This is a genomic window from Sinanaerobacter chloroacetimidivorans (assembly GCF_018128545.1).
GTDB classification, from domain to species: Bacteria; Bacillota; Clostridia; order Peptostreptococcales; family Anaerovoracaceae; genus Sinanaerobacter; species Sinanaerobacter chloroacetimidivorans.
This window is the reverse complement of the sequence record NZ_JAGSND010000024.1, coordinates 20,020-43,451: the sequence shown is the minus strand read 5'-3', so window position 1 is coordinate 43,451 and position 23,432 is coordinate 20,020. Positions and strand designations below refer to the sequence as shown.

The window sequence follows — 23,432 nt, the reverse complement described above, 5'->3', positions numbered from 1 at the left end:
TCCTAATGTGCCAGGATTGGAGGCATGGACATAAGTATGAATATTTTTAATCGATACGCACCGTTTATTCAGGATTTTATTTATCAGAACAACTGGGAAGCTCTCCGTGCAATTCAGGTTGCGGCAGGAGATGCAGTTTTTAATACAGACCAGAATGTTCTGTTGTCCGCATCAACCGCTTCCGGTAAAACGGAAGCTGCATTTTTCCCTATCCTCACACTCTTTCATGAAGAGCCGCCTGGATCTGTAGGGGCTATATACATAGGTCCTCTGAAAGCGCTGATCAATGATCAGTTTATGCGTCTGAATGATTTGTGCAGGGAAGCAGATATCCCTGTATGGCATTGGCATGGAGATGTTGCACAGTCTCACAAAAACAAACTCTTAAAAAATCCATCCGGTATTTTGCAGATTACCCCCGAATCTCTGGAAGCTTTGCTTTTACACAAACATGCAGATGTGGCAAGGCTTTTCGGCGATTTAAGATTTATTGTGATCGATGAGGTTCACTCGCTGATGCGTGGTGACAGAGGGGGACAGACACTATGCTTGATTGAAAGACTTTCCAAGCTTGCAGGAGTGAATCCAAGAAGGATCGGTCTTTCTGCAACCATTGGCGATCTGGAAAGTACAGGGGCTTTTTTGTCATCCGGCACGGGGAGAGAAACAGTAATTCCAAAGATTGAGGCGAAAGGGGCAAAGTGGCGGCTTTCGATGGAGCATTTTTTCAACACTGCGAATGAGGAGCGTCGTGGTCGGGGATCGCAGTCGGAAGAAGATAAGGAAATTCCTGAAGCTTTGCCTGTTCTGGATGTGAAATCAGATATTGCACCAAAAAACGCCGACCCAGGCATGGGATATATCTTTGAACACACAAGAGGTAAAAAGTGCCTTGTATTTGTAAATTCAAGAGAAGAGTGTGAGGCTGTTACTACGACTCTCCGCCAGTATTGCGAAGCAAATCACGAGCCGGACAGATTCTTAATCCATCATGGCAATCTGTCAGCTTCCTACCGGGAAACTGCGGAAGCTGTTATGAAGGATGAGGAACAATACCAAACGACTGTCACAACAGCAACACTTGAGCTTGGAATAGACATAGGACGGTTAGAACGTGCCTTTCAGATTGATGCACCTTTTATGGTGTCTTCCTTTCTGCAAAGAATGGGGCGCACCGGCAGACGTGATTTACCGCCGGAAATGTGGTTTGTGATTCGTGAGGAGGTTCCTGAGGCAAGAGCAATGCTGCCGGCAACGATTCCATGGATGCTGCTGCAGGGAGTTGCCCTGATTCAACTCTATGTACAGGAGCGATGGGTTGAACCTCCTAAGCTGGACAGGCTTCCATATAGCCTCCTGTATCATCAGACGATGTGTACACTGGCCTCCAGCGGGGAAATGTCTCCGGCAGGGCTTGCTGCCCGGGTGCTTTCTTTGAGCTATTTCCACAGAATAACTCAGGACGATTATAAACTGCTTTTAAAGCATCTTATCAGTATTGAACATATACAGAAAATCGAAGAAGGCGGGCTTATCGTGGGCCTTGCCGGAGAACGGCAAACAAATTCATATAAGTTTTATGCCGTGTTTAAGGAGAATGAAGAATACACTGTCCGGAGCAAATCTCAGGAGCTTGGTACGATCGTGATGCCTCCGCCTGTAGGTGAAAAATTAGCTCTTGCCGGACATGTCTGGATTGTTGAAGAGGTTGATCACAAGCGCCATCTGGTTTATTGTGAGCAGGTGAAAGGAAAAGTTCCGGCATATTTCGGACAATGTCCGGGAGATATCAATACAAAAGTTCTTGAAAGAATGAAGGATGTTCTGCGTGAAAATGTGGTCTACCCTTACCTTATGAAGAACGCTGTGACAAGGCTTGATGAAGCAAGGCATACAGCCAAAAACTCCAACATGACAGAAGATCCTCTCATCTGTCTCGGAGGTGATATGTGGTGTCTGTTTCCATGGCTTGGCACATACGCATTTTTGGCTCTGGAGAGATTTATCAAGCTCAAATGTGCGCCTCATCTGGGTATCACTGCCCTTGATTCTTCAAGACCGTATTTCATTCAGTTCAAGATGAAAGCCACACGAGAAGATTTTTTCAGTGTTTTAAGTGATATGGAAAAACAACCGCTTAACCCAATGGAGCTGATCTATAAAGGTGAGATTCCGTTATTTGACAAGTACGACGAATTCTTACCGGAGGAACTGGTTAAAAAAGGATTTGCATATGGTATCCTAGGGACCGAGGAGATGAAAATGCGCATTCGTAGCTGGGAGAAGAAATAATAAGATAATCTTTCTGAAGAAGATAGGAGAACTTATGATGATAAAAGTATATTTGGCTGCATTTCCAATGTTATACGAGGGAGAAGATATTGAAGTACGATACAGCTTATTTCAGGATGATATTCCTATTAAGAAGGAATCTATTTATTTAGAATATATGAAACCGGCTATTGTTGGATTGCATTCTATTCTCACTATGTTGCTGAAGCTGGAAGAATATCAGGAAGAAGAAATTACAATCATTATTAATGACGCTTCCTTATATGAAATAATTAAGGGTTGCAGCACCACGCAGAATGGTGACGTTCTTAAAATGGCAAGCAAGATGAAAAAGCAGCTGGTCAAATTCAAGGATTTATCTTTTATTAATGTTACCAAGGACAAAGCGTCTTTGGCGAAATGGAAGGAAATATTAGAGGACTGAATTGAAAGAAGTAGGGAAGCAATATATTAAATATCTAGGAGATATGAGTCCGCTTAATGAAGTGATTTCTGTTGATGGGTTTTCAGAAACTGAGATATTGGATGAAGTCAGCAAGTTCTATTTTAAGATGAGCAAGCAGGTTACGAAAGAAAGAACGGAAATTTATCAAAAGTCATTAGGGGTAACTCCTCGATCAATAAAAATAGATAAAATGTCCAATCGCTGGGGCAGCTGCAATACGAAAAAGGAGATTACTTACAATTATTTAATCGTCACGTTACCCATGGAGCTCATTGATTATATTGTTGTTCATGAACTTTGTCATATCTATCATATGAATCATGACAGATCCTTTTGGCGTAAAATAGGGAGTATTATGCCTGACTATAAGAAAAGAATGAAAATGCTGAACGGGAGCGAATAAAATCAGTAAAACTAGATGAAAATACACTCCCGTTGATTGGTGAATCTGAAATTATGGTTTCTGATATTATTCTTGGAGCTCCTTCTCAAAATGGAAATCAAATCTCAATATATTTTACAACCGATGATATTTCAATAGCCAAGCAATTTAATATGGCCAATGTGATGTAAGCGGGTGGTGTGGCATCAAGCAGCCCGGCAATTAGTTATCAATTTTATGCAGGCGACTGCTATTGAAGTATGGGTTGCCACCCAGAAGAGTAACGTGCGGCTGGCGCTCAAGAACAGGGGCATCAGCATTAAAACGTTGTAAAGGAGCGAGGGACGTTATGAATATAAGAAAAATTACAGGTGACAAAAAGGAATATATAGATTTACTATTGTTGGCTGACGAGCAGGAAAGCATGATAGACAAGTACCTTGAACGCGGCGAAATGTTTGCTCTGGATGACAGCGGAGTAAAAGCCGAATGTGTGATTACCAAAGAGGCAGACGGCATTTATGAGCTTAAGAACATTGCGGTTATGCCTGACTGTCAGCGAAAAGGTTATGGGAAAAGCCTGATAGAATTCCTGTTTTCCCACTACACGGATTGTAATACTATGTTTGTCGGAACCGGTGATTGCCCCTATGCGCTTATTTTTTATCAGAAATGTGGGTTTACGGAATCACATCGAATAAAAAACTTTTTCACGGACAACTACGACCACCCAATGTTTGAAGATGGAAAACAGCTTGTTGATATGGTTTATCTGAAACGGGAGCAAAACCATGCGGAGAAGAATCCTTCCATAGACATTTGAAGATTGTCTCGTGGTGGCGAAAAAAATCCTTTCAGATTGATGATTTAAAAGGTGAGTGATTTTGCAAAAGAGTTGCCGCCAAGGCCCCACCAGCTTTAGTCGGCATCTTTTTTACCGCTTCAAGGCATGTGGAATGTATTGTAAGGTTGAAAGGAGAAAGCTGATGCTTTGAAAATTGATACCTTAGTCAATATGATAAAACATATATGGAATAGATTGGAGAAATTACGATGAATAATAATTCAGCAGGCGATATACGTAATCTAATAAATTTTCAATTTGACATCTCATGGCAGCTCTTAGAGTACCATTTCAATGGGCTTACAGACGAGGAATGCCTATGGAAACCCCAAGCAAATGGATTGCATGTTCACCACGAAGGCGGCAAATGGCGCGCTGACTGGCCGGATTCTGAATCCTACGATATTGGTCCTGCCAGTATTGCCTGGTTGACATGGCATATCATATATTGGTGGTCAATGGTGCTAGACTACTCTACTGGAAATGGTACCCTAACCCGTGAACAGGTTCAGTGGTCTGGAAATATAACAGACGTAAGTGAAAACATTAATAATCTTCGAGATAGATGGAAGACTTTACTGGAAAAATTATCAGATGATGAGCTGCTTTCCTGTAAACGGACATATTGGCCGTTCAGCAATAAACCGTTTTATGAGCTTGCAGCCTGGCTCAATTTAGAGCTTATGAAGAATGCATCTGAAATTGGTTACTGCCGGTTTCTTTATGCCTCCCGAAATCGATAATATAAGGACCATTAAATCCAGGGCGTGCTGTATGTGGCAATCCAGTTTATAGCAACAATGATTAGCCATACAAGATAATGGCATCCTATATTGCAACAGAATTAAAATTAAAGAGATTTAGGTTCGTAAGCAAATATTCCAGGGGACTGATAGATTCCAATATATCGGTGTGATAGTTATTGTAATAAAGTCACTAAGGAACAAGTTATAAATGCCGTTATAAAAGATGGTGCAAAGAGTGCTAAAGATATTGTTACACTACAGGAGCAATGAAAAATGCACAATGTCAGAAGAACAACCCATTAGGTACGTGTTGTCATCAAATAATTCAGGATGCAATAGATAAGGGACTATCAATGAAGTAATAGAGGTTTTACATAACAAAACCAATCCGAAGCTATAGAAATATTGAAAAAGAGGTATACTAATGGGGAATTTGATTCTGAAAAATATAAATTGAAAGAGGAAGAATTCCTTGGAACGTAATATGAGAAGCAACGAAAGAAATAGAATTTTAGTAAATGGAAGTCTTATATCTTTAGGATTGGTGGCCGTACTTGACAATATATTTTCTCACTGGCTTTTTAAATGGCATAGAATTTTGCCGGATGAGACCTTGTCAGAATACCTGGAAATAGCTTTATTTATTCTTGGATTAGTATTGTTGGGAATTGGTGTATATAGAGAAATTAAAGATAGAAGGATTAAACTCCAATAATAATAAAAGCAACACTTAAATCCAAAGGCTCTATAAAATTAGAGGGTACATTTTCAGAAAAAAAAGAGAATGTACCCGCTTTTTTTATATACATGACTTGGCAATTGAATTTTTGGAATCAGTTGCAATAGAATTCGGGCTAACTCTCCTCAAAGAGAACTGGAAAAAGTCTGACGATCCATTGATTCGGAGATTGGTAATAAAATCTCAGCATGTTCTACATTATATGCAAATGGTTTTGCGAGATATGATGAGACCCGCAAGTATGCGAACAGACTAAACTCTTCCCGGTTGATGATTTTATTTTCTTCCAAATCTTTTGGGTGGATGACAGCATTGTGATATGATAAGAATAAATATGACATTTTTAGCGGTGTTATTTGCAAAAAACATATTATTTTAACATGTTCTATGCATTATGATTTACCAGTAAGGCATTAACAAATGGTGGAGGGATTATATGAAACAGTATTATAAAATAGGAGAAATATCTGAAATTTATGGAATTGGAAAAGATTCATTAATGTATTATGAAGAACTTGGAATAATAAAACCAAGCAGGGGAGAAAACGGCTATAGATTATATAATATAAAAGATGTGTGGAAATTAAATTTAATAAAAGAACTAAGAAGTTTTGATATTTCCATGAAGAGAATAAAAGAATATTTAGAAGATAGAAGCATAGAAACTACAAAGCAAATATTACAAGAAGAGATGAAATTAATAGACGAAAAAATTCAAGAATTGACAGATAACAAAAATAATATTATTAAAAGATTAAAATCAATAGATGGAATAATTTCTGATCTAGAGTTAAATAAAATACAAGTTGTTCATATTAAATTAAGAAAAGCCTTGAAGTTAAGTGCAAGTATATCTAATGAAGACGAAGCAGATTGTATCATTAAGAGACTTCAAAAACAATATGGAGATAAGATTTATATATTGGGAAATGGTAAGATTGGTGTTGTATACGATAAGGATAAGTTTGATGAAGTTAGAGATTTAAAATATAATGCTGCCTTTAGTTTAGTTGATGAGGATGAGTCTGAGTATAATATGATCTTAGACGAAGGAGAGTATGTGTCTATTGCTTATAAAGGAACCTTCGATGATGATAAGGATCACATTGAAAAGATGATGATCTATATAAAACAAAACAAATATAAAATAGTAGATAATATTATAAAAATATGTAAGATAAATATACATGAAACCGCAGTAAAGGAAGAGCACATTACTGAAATTCAAATACCAGTGCGTACGATTGATGATTTTAATGAATAGTTGAAAAAAAGTATAACTTTTTTATAAATATAAAAAAAGTGTTTGACTCTGGTATTATACCATAGATTATATTGGATATTATTCCAGTAAAAAGTATTGGATTTTAATTAATAAAAATTATTCTTTGTTACTGGGATCAAAATTAAACATAGTTTATGAGGTAATACAATGAAAAATATAAAATTTAGACCAGCAGGGGTTTGTTGTAGAGAAATGAATTTTGTATTAAATGATGACAATAAAATTGTTAACGTTGAATTTATAGGTGGATGTCCAGGTAATACTCTTGGTATTAGGAGTTTGGCAATAGGTCTAGATGCCAAGGAGATTGCTGATAAATTAGAAAATGTGAGTTGTGGTGGTAGGAGTACTTCTTGTCCTGCACAATTTTCAATGGCATTAAGAGAAGCTTTAAAATAATTAGTAATTATAAAATAGGAGACAAGTAATAAGAACACTTAAAATGAAAAAAACAAAAAACAGGAGGATGTTATTTTGAATAATATTTCATTATACGCTATAAATCTTGCTTTTCAACTACCTTTGAATGTGGTTTCTTCTGCTCCTATTGAAAAAATAAAAGAAATAGTAAATATAGCACTTTCAGCTTCCATAATATTAAATAGTCTTAATGCAAAGTAGAATTAACTGTTCGATAATATAATATACATGATTAATATTCCTTGCAAAGAACTATATATTATTGGAGCTGTAAAAAAATGGTACAAGATTTACAAATTTAATTTTAGGATTTGGGGTTAGTATATGAAAATACTAGAATCTTTAGAGAGCATTGATAAATTCATAATAGAGAATAAAGTTGCAATGCTATATTTTTCTTCTCAAAATTGTAGTGTATGTGTTGGACTTTTACCTAAGATAAAAGAGCTTCTTAAGAAATATAGTAAGATTGCGTATGCTAAGGTGGAGATTGATGAGGTGCAATTAACTGTAGGTAAATATTCAGTATTTACTGTACCAACTGTTATTATGTTTATTGAAAGCAAGGAAATAATTAGGCAATCTAGATTTATAAGTATCATTGAATTGCAAGAGAAAATAGAAAGATTTTATAATTTAATATAGGGGGTACTGAATAACCCTAAGCCTATTAAAAGATTGAATTCAAGCCCATTTTTTTGATATAATAAATGCAAAGAAAACAAGCAAAATTATCAAAAAAATATGACTATTCTTCAAGAGAGCTTTTTTGTTTTTATTCTTTAATGCCTGATTTTTTTTAGTGATAGCAAGTATAAAGGATGGTTAATTTATCAGCGAAGTGTATCTCACAATGTGTCCGCTGGCACGTTTTATGGTTGCTATGTTAGATATAGATCATGATAAAAATGGAGGAATTATTTTTGAATATACAAATATTTGGAAAATCCAAATGCTTTGATACAAAGAAAGCGGAGAGATATTTTAAAGAACGTGGGATCAAATATCAGCTCATTGATATTATTCAGAAAGGAATGAGCAAAGGGGAATTAAACAGTGTTAAGCAAGCAGTAGGCGGATATGAGAACCTAATTGATCCGAACTGTAAAGATAAGCAATTGTTGGGGCTGGTCAAATATCTTAGAGAGGAAGATAAAGGAGAAAAAATTATCGAAAACCCCAAGTTAATTAAAACTCCCGTTGTTCGTAATGGAAATAAAGCAACGGTTGGTTATGAAGCAGATGTATGGAAAAGTTGGGAATAGTGAATTGGAGAAGGTTGGCGAAAAAGCCAATGACTGTAATCATTAAGGTCCGTGTCAGCCGCCAAGGCCCCACCAGCTTGAGGCGGCATCTTTTTTACCGCCTCAGGGTTATCCTATTTTATAAAGATGGTTTCGATCCTGTGTCTTGACAGAGGGAGCATTATAAGACAAGCCGAACGGCTTGTCTTTTTTATTACTAATTTGTCATATGCCATCATATTTTTAGAAAATATGCAAAATTATTAATATTATAAGCATAAACTCGCGAAATTTGTTGAACTGATACGATTGAATCATAATATTTGAGAATGATATGATAAATCCAAACTTATGTAAAGAAGTTTTAAAAAAGTGATTTATTAAATGGAGCAAAAAGGAAGAAAATGAAATAAAGAAAACATATATCAAGGACCCGTTTTTTCGTAAGTACAGTAATTCTACTTGATATTTCTAATCTGATTTGAAAGGAGGTTAAAGGGAAGTTCTTTTGTCCCGTGCGCATGCACAATTTTTGTTATCATTGAATGTCAATATTTCGAAAAGAAAGGAAGTGTATTTATCATCATGTCAGTAAAGAAAAGAATCCTATCAATAGCGCTTAGCGTTTCCATGGTTTTGGGTTTGGCACCCGGCGGAGCCGTTCTTACCGCCAGTGCTGCGGGAGGGGGCTATGACAGTGACTTCTCTATGGTATTAAGCGACAGCAGCGGCGGCACAAACAGGTACCTGACCACGGAAAATTCCAACGCCTTCAACGTTATCATGTACAACTCCACTTTCTCCGGCGTCTTCGGCGACCAGCACATGAGCGGAATCGAGCTGCTCCTCCACGGGTATCGCATAGCCACAAACGGTGATATCCATTATCTGCCTACGCCTGAGCAGTGGGACGCGACTCCGGCGCCCGCCCGAGGTACCAAATCCATTAACGCGGCGACGAACACGATCACCGTGCCGATGACGTTTAACGGCGCCACGGACGGAACGCTCCGGTATAACATCGTTGCCACTCCGGAGCCGGGCGGAGGCGGCGTCTTGCTCTCAGTCGTACTTAACTCGGACATGCCGGAAAGTCTTGCCGGCAAGGCCAGGTTCAACCTGGAGTTCATCCCATCAAGGTACGAAAGTAAGTCTTTCCAGGTAGACAGCACCGGCAATGGCGTATATGACACCTTCGGCGTTTTTCCGCTCCATCCCCAAAGCACAATGGAGGAAACCGAGCGCCCCAACCTGCCGACGCAGGCATGGTATGTAAAGGAGTGGAACACAGACAGGGGAGAATCACAACCGCTTCCGTTAGCAAAAGGATACGAGTTCTCCTTTGCCCCCGAGGACGATTTGTACAATATCAGCATCACCTCTGATACCGGCGAGCTTGAACTGTTCGACGGTCGCGACCGCGCGCAGAACGGCTGGTATGTACTCAGCGACCTGATCCCCGAAGGCAAGAACGGCGATGTCGTTGCGAGTTGGCACATCCGCCCCAAAGTCAAACAGAATTGGGTGCGTGAACCCAACATAGCGTTCAGCCAGGCAGGCTATGCACCCAACCAGGAGAAGTTTGCGGTTATGGAGCTGGACAAGTATGACAATAACTTTCCCACGAAGGCTTCTCTGCTCCATGTAAACGCCGACGGCTCCAAGGACGTGGTATATACCGCCGATGTCACCGCTCCCGTTTCATGGCAACGGTATAAATATATAAACTTCGACTTTACGAGTATTACGCAGACCGGTATGTACGTTATTCAATATGGTAATCAGGAAACGGAAGTATTCCCGATTGCGAACGACGTATATAATAAATCCTGGCAATCGGCTCTGACCGGCTTCCTCGCGGTCCAGATGGACCATATCGAGGTTCGGGACGGCAACCGTGTCTGGCACGGCGCCTCGCACATGGACGACTGCAGCATAGGGCCTCTCGGCGCATCCTGGTTTGACGGTATGAGCATGCCCTCCACCATGCCGGCGTCCATTGCTGCGAGAGGAATCACGTCAGGGCAGTATATCCCCGGACTGAATGTCGGCGGCTGGTTTGACGCGGGCGACTTCGACCTTCAGGGAGCCAGAGAGATCGAAGTTCTTAATGATCTGATCTTTGCGGCCGAGGCTTTCAACAATATGAACGGCCACGACACGCTCTCCGTTCAGTGGGACAACAAAACAGGCGGCGTAGTAGAGATGCACAAGCCTGACGGAATTCCCGATATTGTGCAGCAGGTTGCCCACGGAATCAAGTATATTTTGGCACAGTACGATGTTCTCGGCGGCTACGGCGGAACAATGGAGCTGCGCAGGCTGCGCCAGTACACCCACCTCGGAGACCCTTCCTCCGACACGGATGGTTACATATATGATCCCACTCTTAGCGAAGGTCAAATAGTTGAACGTGACGGCCTTGTATACTCCGGAGTTCCTGACGACCGGGTATTACTGCTCTCCGGCGGCGGAGCTTTTACCAGCACGCTTACCGGCAATACCAGCGCAAGCATAGCGGGAGCCGCTTATCTGTTAAAGGATTATTATCCCGAGCTCGCAGACAAATGCCTGAACACTGTGCTCGAGATATGGGACAGGGAAAGAACCGGACGGCCGGCAGACATGAATACCGAATGGAACACGCTGGTTCAGTTGATGCTCGCGACCGACAAGTTCGAAAACAGCAGGTATGACCAGTTCAAGACCCGTCTTTCTTCCCTTGTAAATTCCACAGTTACCTCGTCCAACATGAGTTCAAGGTATAACGCCATGTTCATCATGGACCTCATGGACGAAGCTTACAGGACTAGGGTCCAAAATGCCGTAACCGCATACGCGAATACTATTAACTATACCACCCCGTTCGGCGTACAGTGGACCACCGGTTCCGGCTGGGGCGGAAGTCCGACCATAGTTGGTTTCGGACAGCGCCTGGGTATTATGTACAGCTTCTTCCCGGATATCCCTGCCTTGAAGACGTACACACTCCGTGCTGCGGACTATATCCTCGGCAGACACCCCGTTACCAACAATTCGTGGTTGTCTGGTGTAGGTACAAAGTCCCACCTTCATCCGTATAACAGCAACCGTGCGGACGAGGCCTTCATTCCCGGTTCCATCCTGCCCGGCCACATCACGGTCGCGCCGGATATCGTGGAGTCCCTTGACGACTTCAACTTTCTGTGGTTTGAAAACGAGTCGATCATCAACTACCAGTCGAAGTGGATTTCAGTGGGCCTTGCCGCCAGTATGATTGCCAATGAGGCAGCAGCCACGGAGCAGGCACCGACAAAGGACTTTAGCAACAACTTCATGATGAGTATTGAGAAGACGGATTCCACAGACGGATATCTGCAGACCCCGGGCTTCGACCTGTTCATGTATAACAGCACCTACGACGCTGAACTCGGCGACAAGAAGAACGCGGGCATTGAGCTGGTTCAGTCCGGACATCGTATCGCCACCAACGGTGACATCAGCCTGCTGGACGCACCGGAGCAGTGGGATAACGTTATAGCGCCGGTACTCAATAGACGCACGGTAGATGACGTTAAGAACACGCTCAGTGCAAGCATGACTATTCTTGCGGACTCAAATGGCAACCCGGAGGTTAATTACACCCTGAATGCGGAGCCCGAGAAGGGCGGTGTTAAGGTCACGATGAATCTGGACAGACCTCTGCCGGAGGATCTGATCGGCAAAGCGGGATTCAGTATGCAATTCATCCCCTCACAGTTCATCAGCAAGAGCTTCCAGGTCGACACTGACGGCGACGGCAATTACGACACCTTCGGAGTATTCCCGCTTGTTCCCCAGGACGATATGGTGAGCGCAGAACGGGCCAGGACCGAAGATCAACCCTGGTACGTGAAAAGCTGGTACAATGATGAAGGCAATAAGCAACCCGTGCCTCTGGCAACGGGTGAGAAGATGACCTTTGCCGCTGAGGACAGTGAGAACCGTATCCGCATCACCTCGGACAGCGGGGACCTGGCGCTCTACGACGGACGCAACAATACCCAGGATGGCTGGTTCATACTGCGTACTCTGATTCCAGCGGGCGAGACCGAAATCGTATGGCATATCAGCCCTGACGTAAAGCAGAATTGGGAGCGTAAACCCAACGTGGCGTTCAACCAAGCCGGATATGCCCCCGACATGCCGAAGGCTGCCCTAATCGAACTTGAACTTAATTCTGAGGCCCCTGCAAAAGCCTATGTGGATCGTTTGAGCGCGGACGGCAAATACATTGAGGTGTTCTCCGGTGAGCTCGGTGAACCCACCGCATGGGCACGGTATAATTACAGGGAGTTTGACTTCTCCTCTATTCAAGAGCCCGGTATATACGTAATCCGTTACGCGGGAGAACGGTCGAATCCGTTCCCGATCGCCAAGAACGTTTACGACAGGACATGGCAGGCATCCCTCAGCGGCTTCCTCGCAGTTCATATGGATCATATGAAGGTGCGTGAGGGCTACCGCATCTGGCATGGACAGACATTTGCGGACGATGCGCTTCAGGCTCCGCTAAAAACGCAGTGGTTTGACGGATGGAGCATGGGTGCGAAAACCGATTCAGCATACGATCCCTATGAGCATATTCCAGGATTGGCCGTTGGTGGATGGTTCGATCCAAGCGATAATGACCTCGATACGGCGAGCAATCTTGGGGTGATTCAGGATCTAGCTTTGGCATTTGAAGAGTTAGGCCTTGATTATGACACATTGATGGTGGATACGAACGCAAGCTTCGTTGAGCTGCACAGAGCTGACGGTTCCAATGACGTTCAGCAGCAGGTGAAGCAGGGAGTCCTGCATATCCTGGGGCAGATTGAAAACGTTGGCTTTGTATTCAAAGGCCTGAAAGTTCCTACCCTTAAGCAGTATTCACAATCGGGCGACGCCTCCAAGGCTACAGACGGACTTGTTTACGACAGCACTCTCGAGTCGAGTGATACCTACGGCTTAAAATCCGGTAAGCTGGACGACAGACTTGCTTTTGTCGGGACCAAGGACGTGGCGCTGCAGTTTGATGCGGCAGCCGCGCTGGCATCGGCGTCCTATGTACTCGAAGACTTTGACGACGCCCTGGCCGCTCGCTGCCTGGAAGCCTCAGAAGATATCTGGAATACAGAGACCATCGTCAAGGACGGAAAGGAGGCTGCGGAGCAGATTACGGCTGAGTGGAACGCCGCTATACAGCTCCTGATCGCCACCGATGGCAGCAAGGAGGAATACAAGGAGTTCCTGAATGATGTTGCAGCACTTGAGCTGAAAACAAACTTCGGAGCCGACGGATGGAAAGCAGTTCGTGTCCTTAAATACATGAATCACGGGTTCCAGAATAGATTTGAGAAAGCACTGGAAGATTACATCCCCGTTTTGGACAGCCAGATCTCGGACAACCCGTTTGGCGTGCCGGTCGACGGCGGCAACTCCAGTGTGCTTGACATGGGACTTAGCATGAGCATCCTCCACAAGTATTTCCCGGGCATTGTGAGCGAGAAATACACGCTCAGCGCAGTAAACTATATCCTGGGCACACATATGTATAACAACACCTCTTGGCTGTCCGGCGTTGGCACCAAGTCGGCTGAACACGGCTATGGCAGCAACCGCGCCGACCGTTATTTCATCGCAGGCGGCATCGTTGCCGGTGCTGCAGAAGTACTGCCGGACTTCCCTGAAGCCGTTGACGACTACACCTTCCTGCGCGACCAAACCGGTTACAGCATAGACACCGCCGCCAGGTGGATTGCTATAGGATATGCAGCGTCACAAATCGCGAACGGTACCTTTACCTCTGATAATGACTTAGACCCTGATGCAAGCGACCTGATAAATTCACTTAAAGAAGAGATTCTCAGTGAAAAATTGCCTGTGGCCACCCAGTTCCTGGATAACGCCCTGAGAATGCTAAGCGATGGCCAATACAATCAGGCAAAGAAACAAATGGAGCAGTTCATACAGAAAGTTCAGGAGACAAATGTCAAGAAACTATCGGAAGAGAAGGCGGAATATCTGATTAATAAAGCAATGGTGATAATCAGTCTGATTGAGAAACAAATGCAGCCAGCACAAACAATAGAAGAACGGATTACCGTCCTTAAAGAAACTGTTGCAGGTCTGGATATTGTTGACGAAATCAAAAATGCTTTGACGGAGAAACTGGACCGGGCTCTCCAATTGCTGACGAACACGGAAGAAGACAAATCTTCCGAAGCGGTTGAAGCACTTGATGATTTTATTGTTCAGGCTAAAGAAGCGCTGAAGAAGAAGCAGGCTGAAGAGCTTATAAAAGCAGCAGAAGAGATTAAATCGGACATTGTTTCTTCCAGATCAAGTTTGATTGAGGATGAAGACTCTTCCGGGTCCGGTCAGATTGAGGATGAACAGACGAAGCCGGCACAAACAATAGAAGAACGGATTGCTGTCCTTAAAGAATCTGTTGCAGGCCTGGATATTGCTGACGAAATCAAAAATGCTCTGACGGAGAAACTGGATCAGGCTCTCCTATTGCTGGCGAACACAGACGAAGACAAATCTTCTGAAGCGGTTGAAGCACTGGATGGTTTGATCAGCCAGGCTAATGAAGCGCTTACAGAGAAACAGGCTGAAGAGCTTATAAAAGCAGCAGAAGAGATTAAATCGAACATTGTCTCTTCCAGGTAACGTAATAGTACCCTGGGAATATTAATGGTATGAAACAAGGTTATTCAGTTGTAATTTTACATTAAGTAAAAATAGCCCTACTAATATGCGCCCCTTGTGGTAGACAGTTTAAATAATAAAAATTGTTTACTACAAGGAGGAGCATATTTTTATGAGATAGCTCTCGGGCATTCATATTTTGCATGCATACCCTAACCACCTTTGGGCAACTATTGTTATTTAATGCCACGGCTTTTAGCCATAGAACCCGCTAAGTACGGTCTTTTCCAGTACGTGCCCCTTGATAGCGCGCCTAAGATCGTTGTACCAAAAACCATCTTCTAGGTTAGGTACATAGTCAAGTGCATAGAGCCATATTTCATATTCATGCTCATACTCCGGTGCTGGTCCGCCAAAATGAAGTGAATAATTTTCTGGAATTTCTGCATATACGCCAAATGGTATGCACCAGCTATTATGGCCTTGATGAAAATTAGGGTTTCGTCTGCTAGCATTTTCAGGTAAGCCATTCTCGCTTGCCGGAATGTCACAAGCAATCCAGTGAATGAATGGAAATCCCTCATCTTTTGTGTCATCGTAATCTATAAATACGATTGCATAGCTTTGGGTCTCGGAAGGTGCACCTTCCCAAGTAAGAGGAAAAGATGTTTGAGGGATCCCAAACTTCATATTCTCTTCCGGGCCGAGATTACCGTACTTTTTTTCTATCTTTCCATTTTGAAAAGCAGAACTTCTTAATTTTAACATAGTAGTCTCCTTACATCTCACACGAATACTTATATCTTGTTATTAACGAGAGCATCTCCCAGTAACTCATAGAGTTCCAAGAATTTAAAGCATTCTTCTGGCTTTGGTGTAATCATGCTAAGCACAGGAGGTATCAATATCCATGTTGCTGATCCAATCATGCTCTCGCAGGATACACGCCAGTAATCCCAACTACCCTTATGTCTTATCTCCATTTCCATAATATCAAGAGCATCTAAACGATCTAGTATAAAAGGATTGTTCAGTCTTTCTATGTATGCATTAAGCTTTGATTCGTCTTCTTTCCACTGGCTGCATTTCCAGGAGTAATTTCTTTTCCCCCTAAATCCATTTTGCGTGCAGTTTAGAGTGAAAAGACAGTCGTTTGTCTCTTCAAACCGATTGTTATCTGTAGGAAAAGCACTTATCATCTGTAGGTTATAATTAACCGACATAAAGCGATTTTCCCAATTATAGACAAGCTGAAGTGAATCTAAATAATGAAACCCAGAGAAAAATAATTTTCTCTGGAGAACACCAGATTCTGTTTGTACCCAGCGTTCTCCCGCAGCTACCTTGAATAAATCTGCCAATGCACTAACCTTTGTTTCAGCTCGTTTTGTTACAAAGCTGTTTCTGGCTATGCCTGCATTTCTAATTTTATCTTTTTTTTTCAGGTTCATAATACTTACTTTCCGGATACAATCAAATATCCTATTCTACATTGCATTTCTGCTCTTGAGCCACTCAACAACAGCTTCGTCCCAAACAGCGAGGTATTCTGTTCTTTCACGAATCATAATTGCTGCATCTTCAATCTTAGACACTTCGTTGATTGGTCTGTTGTGTACTTTGTTCCAAATAATGATGAAGAGAACAACAATAGTGAGCCATGCAAGTGTGAAAAGGATGTAAGCACTAATGGTATAGATAGCATAGAGGGAACTAAGGATACCAATTGTGCAGATAAGCTTGTAAGCAGGAATCTTGAAAAGCCGTGGAAAGTCCGGATACTTCTTGCGCAAAACGATAACGTCGATCATAGCAAGGATATAGCAGCCGAGCCAAGCAACGCAAACGATATTAATGAACATAACCATAATTTCTGCAGTACCACCTTTGAAGCAGATGTAAACCGTGCAAACAAACATTAGTATGAAACAAGTAATTGTTCCGTAAATAGGAACTCTGAATCTAGGATGAACGTATCCGAAGAACTTAGGCAGTTGTTCTTGCCGTGCCAAACCGTAGAACATACGCGGAAGAGCAGCCAGCTGAGAGTTCGCAGTTGTGAAGGAAGCAAGAATTGTGATTAAACTCATGACTCCACCGCCAACTACACCCAACATAGCCTTTGAACCTTCAATATGGGAAATGCCAGAGGTGAGAAGAACCTCGATGCTGGTATACTTAAGGCTTGCATAAGCGAATACGACGTCAATCAAAAAGATGGTGATAAGGGCTGCAAAGAGTGCACGAGGAATCACCTTGTATGGTTCCTTTGTTTCTTCTGCCATTGGGCAGCAGTTCTCAAATCCAATGTACCACCAAATTGAGGAGCCTACAGCACCAAATACCGCAACCCAGCCGCTAGATGGAAGGAAACTGTTGTCCAAAGGTGTTGCTGCGCCCATATGTTCACCAACACCAGCTGCACCAACTATGGCAAGAATTGCATAAACAATCATCATACCGATTGGGAGTATTCCTGCAAACTTGCCATATATGCCTACATCAAAAATATTGATGAGTAAGCATATGATAAGGAATGTTAAGCTTGTTACTATCGCTGGAATTCCAGTAAAGTCCTGCAGGGAATAACCGCTCATTGCCATCTGCGTACTACCGTCAGCAGCAGCAAGTAAAACATAGGTTCCAAGCACAGCTAGTGTGCCCCAGAAGCGACCAAGCGCCGGATTGGTATAGTCTGAAATCATACCGCCGCCTGGAAGCATTGCGCTAAGTTCAGAGAAAGCGAGTGCTGCACAGAGGATAGGAATAAGACCCATAAGACCGGTAACCCAAACGGCAAAGCTAGCCTGACCTGCAACCTGCGTTACTGAAAACATTGCTGTTCCAGATACAACAAGGCCCATCGCTGCGCCATATGTTGCAGAAAAACCTAGAACACGTTTTAATTTTGTATTTTGATTTTCCATGAAACATACCTCCTGTATGTACTGTAAAGTGAAAATGAAAATAACTTCTTCTCTGAACAGAATATTCAGTTTATGATGTCGCAATGCATACAATTCGTAAGCGGCACTCCCGGCAAGCGTGAGAGTGTGAAGCTCTTTTTTGTTAATCGGAAATCCTAAGACTTGCTTCTCAGGAACATTATGATATGTTATATTACAAAGAAGGAAGAGAAAATTTACTTCATTAGTCCAGTTGACGAAACAAACTGGTCTGATATTAAAGCCTTTTTGAATTTGATTGACACACAGCATCCTAAAAAATCCTTATGCAATTGTCCACATGCCGAAGGGAAAAAAATTGTATGTAAGCACAAGATCGCCCTGTTTTTTACAGTCTTTCCGAAAGAGGCAGATCGGTATATCGCCGAAATTGAAGAATATGAGAGAGAAGAAGAGGAACGGGAACAAGAACGATACGATCAGATTGTAAAATATGTAAAAAGTCTGTCAAAAGATGAACTGAGGAGTGCATTGATTAATGCGTTGGTAGATGCAGAAGAAAGTGACCGCTATCGTTATTAATATAATAGTCCTTTACATAAGTAATTAATTCGGCTAAAATAAATGAGAACAAATGTTTGTGAAAAAGAACATACATTGCAGCAACAGGCGATGATCCTCAAAGCTTCGAAATGCGCTATGAGGACGAAAATATCTGGCTTACCCAGAAAATGCTTGAAATATTATATGATGTATCGGTGCCCGCAATTAACCAGCATATAAAAAAATATTTGATGATAACGAACTTGAATCGAGTTCAGTTATTAAGATTGATGGGATAAAGGATGAAGAATAACATTTTAAGGCGTCGCATTCGGCGCCTTTGGAATAGAATAGATCTGCGAAAAACAAGAACACAAGTTTAGATTTGAAGCGAGGGTACACATGAATACTGATTTTGTAAACTTAACAACAGAAAACCTTGTCAATGAGCATTTATGCTGCATTATCCGCAGTAAAAAGCCCCATCAAGGTATTGACGCAAAGCAACAATGGCTTTCTGGCCGACTAAAAGAAGGTCATGTCTTTAGAAAGTTAAATGCAAGGGCTACGGTTTTTATTGAATATGCTCCTCTTGAAACAGCTTGGGTTCCCATAACTGGTGACAACTATTATTATCTGTATTGCTTATGGGTCTCTGGTAGTCATAAAGGAAAAGGGTATGGGAAATCGCTGATGGAGTATTGTTTGGCTGATGCCAAAGAAAGGGGTAAATCCGGCATTTGTATGCTCGGAGCAAAAAAACAAAAATCTTGGCTTTCTGACCAATCCTTTGCAAAGAAGTTCGGCTTTGAGGTTGTTGATAATACCGATAATGGCTATGAATTGCTTGCACTTTCTTTTGACGGGACAACGCCAAAGTTTGCACAAAATGTTAAAAACCAAGAAATTGAAAGCAAAGAACTAACAATTTATTATGATATGCAATGCCCCTATATCTATCAAAACATTGAGATGATAAAACAGTATTGTGAAATGAATGACGTTCCTGTATCTTTAATTCAAGTGGATACGCTACAAAAAGCAAAGGAATTGCCTTGCGTTTTTAATAACTGGGGTGTGTTTTATAAAGGAAATTTTGAGACGGTGAATTTGTTAGATGTCGCCTACTTAAAGAGAATACTCAAAAAATGAAAATACAATTTTGGCTTTTTCCCGAGTTATTATAAATTGTCAAAGGTTGTGGAGGCGTTACTGACTACATAAGCTTTGGGAAATATTTTATGGGCAGAGGAAATAATCCAACACGAATAGAAGAAGACCTAGAAGAAAATATTTCTGCTGTTATTATCGCTGATGAAAGATGCGTCTAAATAAAAAAGAAGAATCTCTGGGGGTGGGTAATATGATGAAGAACACTTTAATTTATATTTTGGGTATATTAATAGTATTATCCCTTTTAGTAGGATGCGAAAGAGGGACTGAAAATGGAGTCTCCTTTATTGGAGTGGTCCTGGAAAATAGGCAGGATTACCTGCTGGTGGAGCCTGTTGAAGGATCTGGAGAATTGGCTTCTGCCGACAAAATAGTGGTTTTCATAGGTGAAAATACACAGTTAAGTATAAAAGGAAAGACGAATGCAATCGCAGCAGAAGATATTGGAGCGGGCAGCAGGGTAGAGATATTCTACAGTGGTGCAATAGCAGAAAGCTATCCGGCCCAGATAAACAGCAGTCACAAGATTGTGTTGCTGGAGGGGTATGTCTTTACCGCCAGTGATGAGAACTTCTTAGTAAAGACCTATATTGAAAAACTGCAGTTTAAAGAAGCAGAAGAGATCAGCCTATACTCAACAATTGAATATATTGGAGAAAAGGACAGTATAGACATTTGGTCAGGAGAACCTTATTTTCATCATATAATTTATAAGAATGGAGAGGTTTTCAGTGGAGATTTTACACTAAATATACTAAAGAAGACTGAACTGAAGAAGGGGGAAATATATACCATTCCCTTTTCAAAAAGCGGGGGCTTTAGCGAAGATGACCCAGATGCAGATTTTTGGAGAGAATTTTATTCTGAAAAGACACTAAGGTTGCCTAATGGTGAATATACTTTTTCTGCCATCACAAGTTTTACTCTGGATAAAGAACAACAGGAAAAGGTACAGTTAAAGACAGAGTTTACTGTTGAGGTAAACTAAGAGTGTATCCCTAAATAATTTTTTACTAAATTCTACAAGCAGATGCAGGGCAATTGCTATCTATTAAGCTAAAACACAAAACAAAGGAGAGAAAACTATGATTACACCTTACCTTACATTCAACGGGAACTGCAATGATGCGCTGAACTTCTACCGTGCCGTCTTTCATTGCGACGAACCAAAAGTCCTGCCCTACGGTGACTACATGCCGGAGGGGTCAAAGACGCCGCCTGAACTGCTGCGTACTTGGGTTATGCATGCCGAGATGGTCATCTGCGGTACAAACGTCTGGTTTGCCGATGAAGCTACGCCCCCAAAGAACGGTGACAACATCAAACTAGCCGCTATGGCGCCTACGGGCAAAGAAGCGACGGCTATCTTCGACGCGCTTTGCGTGGATGGAGAGGTGACCCTCCCGCCGACCGAGACCTTTTACAGCGTGTTCCACGCCGCAGTAACAGACAAGTTCGGCGTGAACTGGAATGTCGTCGCTGAAGAAGCGCCGAAGCATGGGGAGGAATGAAGAGTGAATAACGAACGTGTATACAAAATGAAAATCTCGGGCGTCTACCCTCTGTATATTCAAAAAGTTGAGCGTAAAGGACGTACGAAGGCGGAAGTCGACACCGTCATCCAATGGCTGACAGGCTACGATGAACATGGATTGCAGTCTCAAATCGATAGGGATGTTGATTTTGAGGCGTTCTTTGCCGAAGCCCCTCAAATCAATCCGAACGCTTCCAAAATCACCGGAGTAATCTGCGGAGTTCGAGTCGAGGAAATCGAAGATTCGCTCATGCAGAAGGTTCGTTGGTTAGACAAGTTGGTGGACGAACTGGCAAAAGGTAAGCCGATGGAGAAGGTGTTGAGAAGCATGCAGTCGCTTTAGAAGAGAGAAGGCCATGTGGAGGCCGTAATCCTGTTGCAACGGCAGAAAGTGGAATGAGTAAGAATGAAGACGTGAAGAGATGACTTTCACGTCTTTTCTTTTTGGCAGGTATAAATAGCCGGTATTATGTAAAAGATAGCCATCCGGCTATTGCTTCTGCTAAAGTGTTCGATAAAGTCGGCTTTGACATCTGTTACGGTGACGTATCTGCGGTAACTGACAAAAACATTTGTTGATGCGTATTGACCTATTAGGTAAATGGATGTATAATGATGACGTTGACCTGATAGGTAAATAGATTTTTTAGCAGAAAAGTTTATAAAGTGTGAAGAAGGTGATTAACATGTTTTCAAAATTCTTAAGTTTAGAATCTGAAAGGCAGAGTGTTATTTTAAATGCGGCACTTAAGGAATTTGCCGGCAAGGGCTTTGATGACGCATCAACCAATGTGATTGCCAAGGAATCCGGCATATCAAAACCGCTGATGTTTCACTATGTCAACAATAAAAAGGATTTCTTTCTCTTTCTTTTCGACTATTGTTTGGATATTTTAAACCGACAGTATTTTGACCAAATCAATGTACATGAGAAGGATATTTTTGAACGGCTCCGGCAAACCTGCTTGCTTAAAATTCAGGTAATGCAAAAATATCCGTGGATTTTTGATTTTATAAGGGTTGTGGTTTTTACCGATTCCGATGCGGTAAAGGATGAGTTGAAGAAAAGGCGTAAAATGGTGGAAGCCAGCATTTTTGAACGGTTTTATGGTGATATAGATACATCACGCTTCCGCAGCGAGCTGGATGTAGAGAAAGCAAAGCAATTGATCTTCTGGGCAGTAAGCGGATATGCGGGTGAAATCCTGGAGCAGTTTCGAAGTAAGGATGCTCCCGCTTATGATTTTGAAAAAATCCGTACTGAGTTTGACGGTTATCTGAATGAGTTGCGAAAAACCTATTATAAATGATTGGAGGGTATTGTGATGAATGTAATTGAAACAAGAAAACTTACTAAGTCTTACGGCAAGCAGGAGGCTTTACGCGGAGTTGATTTGACGGTAAAACAAGGCGAGGTGTATGGATTTATTGGCCCCAATGGAGCCGGAAAATCTACAACCATCCGAATTCTTTTAGGGATGTTGCGTAAAAGTGGCGGAGAGGCAAAACTGCTGGGCGGCGATCCTTGGCAGGATGCTGTCGCTCTTCATCAGCGACTTGTCTATGTACCGGGAGATGTGACCTTGTGGCCAAATCTAACCGGCGGTGAGGTGATCGATTTCTTAGGAGGGTTACAGGGAAAAATTGATCCCTCTCGCCGCAAGGAACTACTGGACAGGTTCCAGCTTGACCCGAAGAAAAAATGTCGTAGTTATTCCAAAGGAAACCGTCAGAAGGTGGCGCTGGTCTCGGCCTTTGCTTCTGATGCGGAGCTGTTGATTTTAGATGAACCGACCAGTGGCCTTGATCCGCTAATGGAGCAGGTTTTTCAGGAATGTATCTTCGAAGTAAAGAAGCTGGGAAAAACCGTTTTTCTGTCCAGTCATATTCTTGCAGAGGTAGAAGCGCTCTGCGACCGGGTTGGAATAATCCGACAGGGTAAAATTGTTGAATCCGGCACCCTTGAAGAACTGCGGCATTTGACACGCACAACCGTGACCGTGGAACTTGCCAAGCATGTAAATCTGAATCAGCTGCAAGGGGTTCACGATGTATCACAAAAGGAAGAAAAGTGGCGCTTTTCGGTGGACGCCAATGCTATGGATACAGTTATGAATGCGCTTGCACCAATGGGTATTAAGTCGCTTATGGCGGAACCGCCCACTCTTGAAGAACTGTTCATGCGTCACTACGGAGATAAGTTTGAGGGAAAGGAGTTAAAATGA

General features: G+C 42.2%; 23 protein-coding genes. 20 read left to right on the top strand and 3 right to left on the bottom strand.

Annotated features, from left to right (window positions below):
* Positions 1-36: 36 nt before the first annotated feature.
* The 12 genes from KCX82_RS20930 to KCX82_RS20875 all read left to right on the top strand — a co-directional run bounded on the left by KCX82_RS20930 (position 37) and on the right by KCX82_RS20875 (position 15,072).
* A complete protein-coding gene (locus KCX82_RS20930; RefSeq protein ID WP_227020413.1) occupies positions 37-2,292 on the top strand; it encodes a DEAD/DEAH box helicase in 2,256 nt (751 codons plus the stop codon).
* Between the two features lie 37 nt (positions 2,293-2,329).
* Positions 2,330-2,716 carry a hypothetical protein gene (locus tag KCX82_RS20925; protein ID WP_227020412.1) on the top strand — a complete coding sequence of 129 codons (387 nt, stop codon included), beginning with the start codon at positions 2,330-2,332 and terminating at the stop codon, positions 2,714-2,716.
* 43 nt (positions 2,717-2,759) lie between these two features.
* Positions 2,760-3,140 carry a M48 metallopeptidase family protein gene (locus KCX82_RS20920; protein ID WP_227020411.1) on the top strand — a complete coding sequence of 127 codons (381 nt, stop codon included), beginning with the start codon at positions 2,760-2,762 and terminating at the stop codon, positions 3,138-3,140.
* Positions 3,141-3,468: 328 nt separating this feature from the next.
* The gene (locus KCX82_RS20915) at positions 3,469-3,942 is read left to right on the top strand and encodes a GNAT family N-acetyltransferase (protein ID WP_227020410.1); all 474 of its coding nucleotides are present in this window, start codon (positions 3,469-3,471) and stop codon (positions 3,940-3,942) included.
* A gap of 230 nt (positions 3,943-4,172) precedes the next feature.
* Entirely contained in the window at positions 4,173-4,706 is a 534-nt protein-coding gene (locus KCX82_RS20910) for a DinB family protein (protein WP_227020409.1), read from the top strand.
* A 475-nt stretch (positions 4,707-5,181) separates the two neighbouring features.
* Positions 5,182-5,424, top strand: coding sequence for a DUF2243 domain-containing protein (locus KCX82_RS20905; protein ID WP_227020408.1), 243 nt, complete (start codon positions 5,182-5,184; stop codon positions 5,422-5,424).
* A gap of 460 nt (positions 5,425-5,884) precedes the next feature.
* Positions 5,885-6,712: a MerR family transcriptional regulator gene (locus tag KCX82_RS20900; RefSeq protein ID WP_227020407.1), complete on the top strand. Its 828-nt coding sequence runs from the start codon at positions 5,885-5,887 to the stop codon at positions 6,710-6,712.
* Positions 6,713-6,880: 168 nt separating this feature from the next.
* A complete protein-coding gene (locus KCX82_RS20895) occupies positions 6,881-7,132 on the top strand; it encodes a TIGR03905 family TSCPD domain-containing protein (protein WP_227020406.1) in 252 nt (83 codons plus the stop codon).
* Between the two features lie 75 nt (positions 7,133-7,207).
* Positions 7,208-7,354 carry a hypothetical protein gene (locus tag KCX82_RS20890; protein ID WP_227020405.1) on the top strand — a complete coding sequence of 49 codons (147 nt, stop codon included), beginning with the start codon at positions 7,208-7,210 and terminating at the stop codon, positions 7,352-7,354.
* 123 nt (positions 7,355-7,477) lie between these two features.
* The gene (locus KCX82_RS20885) at positions 7,478-7,798 is read left to right on the top strand and encodes a thioredoxin family protein (protein ID WP_227020404.1); all 321 of its coding nucleotides are present in this window, start codon (positions 7,478-7,480) and stop codon (positions 7,796-7,798) included.
* Between the two features lie 254 nt (positions 7,799-8,052).
* Positions 8,053-8,418, top strand: coding sequence for an arsenate reductase family protein (locus KCX82_RS20880; RefSeq protein WP_465250693.1), 366 nt, complete (start codon positions 8,053-8,055; stop codon positions 8,416-8,418).
* 564 nt (positions 8,419-8,982) lie between these two features.
* Positions 8,983-15,072, top strand: a complete 6,090-nt coding sequence (locus KCX82_RS20875) for a glycoside hydrolase family 9 protein (protein WP_227020403.1) — start codon at positions 8,983-8,985, stop codon at positions 15,070-15,072.
* 234 nt (positions 15,073-15,306) lie between these two features.
* On the opposite strand, the gene KCX82_RS20870 is transcribed toward KCX82_RS20875, so the two are convergent.
* From KCX82_RS20870 to KCX82_RS20860, 3 genes are read right to left on the bottom strand one after another with little or no spacing between them, the layout of a single operon-like run.
* Positions 15,307-15,819 carry a YbhB/YbcL family Raf kinase inhibitor-like protein gene (locus tag KCX82_RS20870; RefSeq protein WP_227020402.1) on the bottom strand — a complete coding sequence of 171 codons (513 nt, stop codon included), beginning with the start codon at positions 15,817-15,819 and terminating at the stop codon, positions 15,307-15,309.
* Positions 15,820-15,848: 29 nt separating this feature from the next.
* Positions 15,849-16,502 (bottom strand): DUF3156 family protein, encoded by a 654-nt coding sequence (locus tag KCX82_RS20865; RefSeq protein WP_227020401.1) that lies wholly within the window; start codon positions 16,500-16,502, stop codon positions 15,849-15,851.
* Positions 16,503-16,538: 36 nt separating this feature from the next.
* Positions 16,539-17,978, bottom strand: a complete 1,440-nt coding sequence (locus tag KCX82_RS20860; protein WP_227020400.1) for an APC family permease — start codon at positions 17,976-17,978, stop codon at positions 16,539-16,541.
* Positions 17,979-18,245: 267 nt separating this feature from the next.
* Between KCX82_RS20860 and KCX82_RS20855 the strand changes: the two genes are divergently transcribed.
* The 8 genes from KCX82_RS20855 (at position 18,246) to KCX82_RS20820 (ending at position 23,432) form a co-directional block, all read left to right on the top strand.
* On the top strand, positions 18,246-18,539 hold the full coding sequence (locus KCX82_RS20855) for an SWIM zinc finger family protein (RefSeq protein WP_227020399.1): 294 nt from the start codon (positions 18,246-18,248) through the stop codon (positions 18,537-18,539).
* 363 nt (positions 18,540-18,902) lie between these two features.
* On the top strand, positions 18,903-19,652 hold the full coding sequence (locus KCX82_RS20845; protein WP_227020398.1) for an N-acetyltransferase: 750 nt from the start codon (positions 18,903-18,905) through the stop codon (positions 19,650-19,652).
* Positions 19,653-19,863: 211 nt separating this feature from the next.
* Positions 19,864-20,661: a hypothetical protein gene (locus KCX82_RS20840; protein ID WP_227020397.1), complete on the top strand. Its 798-nt coding sequence runs from the start codon at positions 19,864-19,866 to the stop codon at positions 20,659-20,661.
* A gap of 97 nt (positions 20,662-20,758) precedes the next feature.
* Positions 20,759-21,184: a VOC family protein gene (locus tag KCX82_RS20835; protein WP_227020396.1), complete on the top strand. Its 426-nt coding sequence runs from the start codon at positions 20,759-20,761 to the stop codon at positions 21,182-21,184.
* Between the two features lie 3 nt (positions 21,185-21,187).
* Positions 21,188-21,550: a DUF2200 domain-containing protein gene (locus tag KCX82_RS20830; RefSeq protein WP_227020395.1), complete on the top strand. Its 363-nt coding sequence runs from the start codon at positions 21,188-21,190 to the stop codon at positions 21,548-21,550.
* A gap of 101 nt (positions 21,551-21,651) precedes the next feature.
* Positions 21,652-21,786 (top strand): hypothetical protein, encoded by a 135-nt coding sequence (locus tag KCX82_RS23065; protein WP_264373349.1) that lies wholly within the window; start codon positions 21,652-21,654, stop codon positions 21,784-21,786.
* Between the two features lie 107 nt (positions 21,787-21,893).
* Positions 21,894-22,517 carry a TetR/AcrR family transcriptional regulator gene (locus tag KCX82_RS20825; protein ID WP_227020394.1) on the top strand — a complete coding sequence of 208 codons (624 nt, stop codon included), beginning with the start codon at positions 21,894-21,896 and terminating at the stop codon, positions 22,515-22,517.
* A gap of 15 nt (positions 22,518-22,532) precedes the next feature.
* The gene (locus KCX82_RS20820; protein ID WP_227020393.1) at positions 22,533-23,432 is read left to right on the top strand and encodes an ABC transporter ATP-binding protein; all 900 of its coding nucleotides are present in this window, start codon (positions 22,533-22,535) and stop codon (positions 23,430-23,432) included.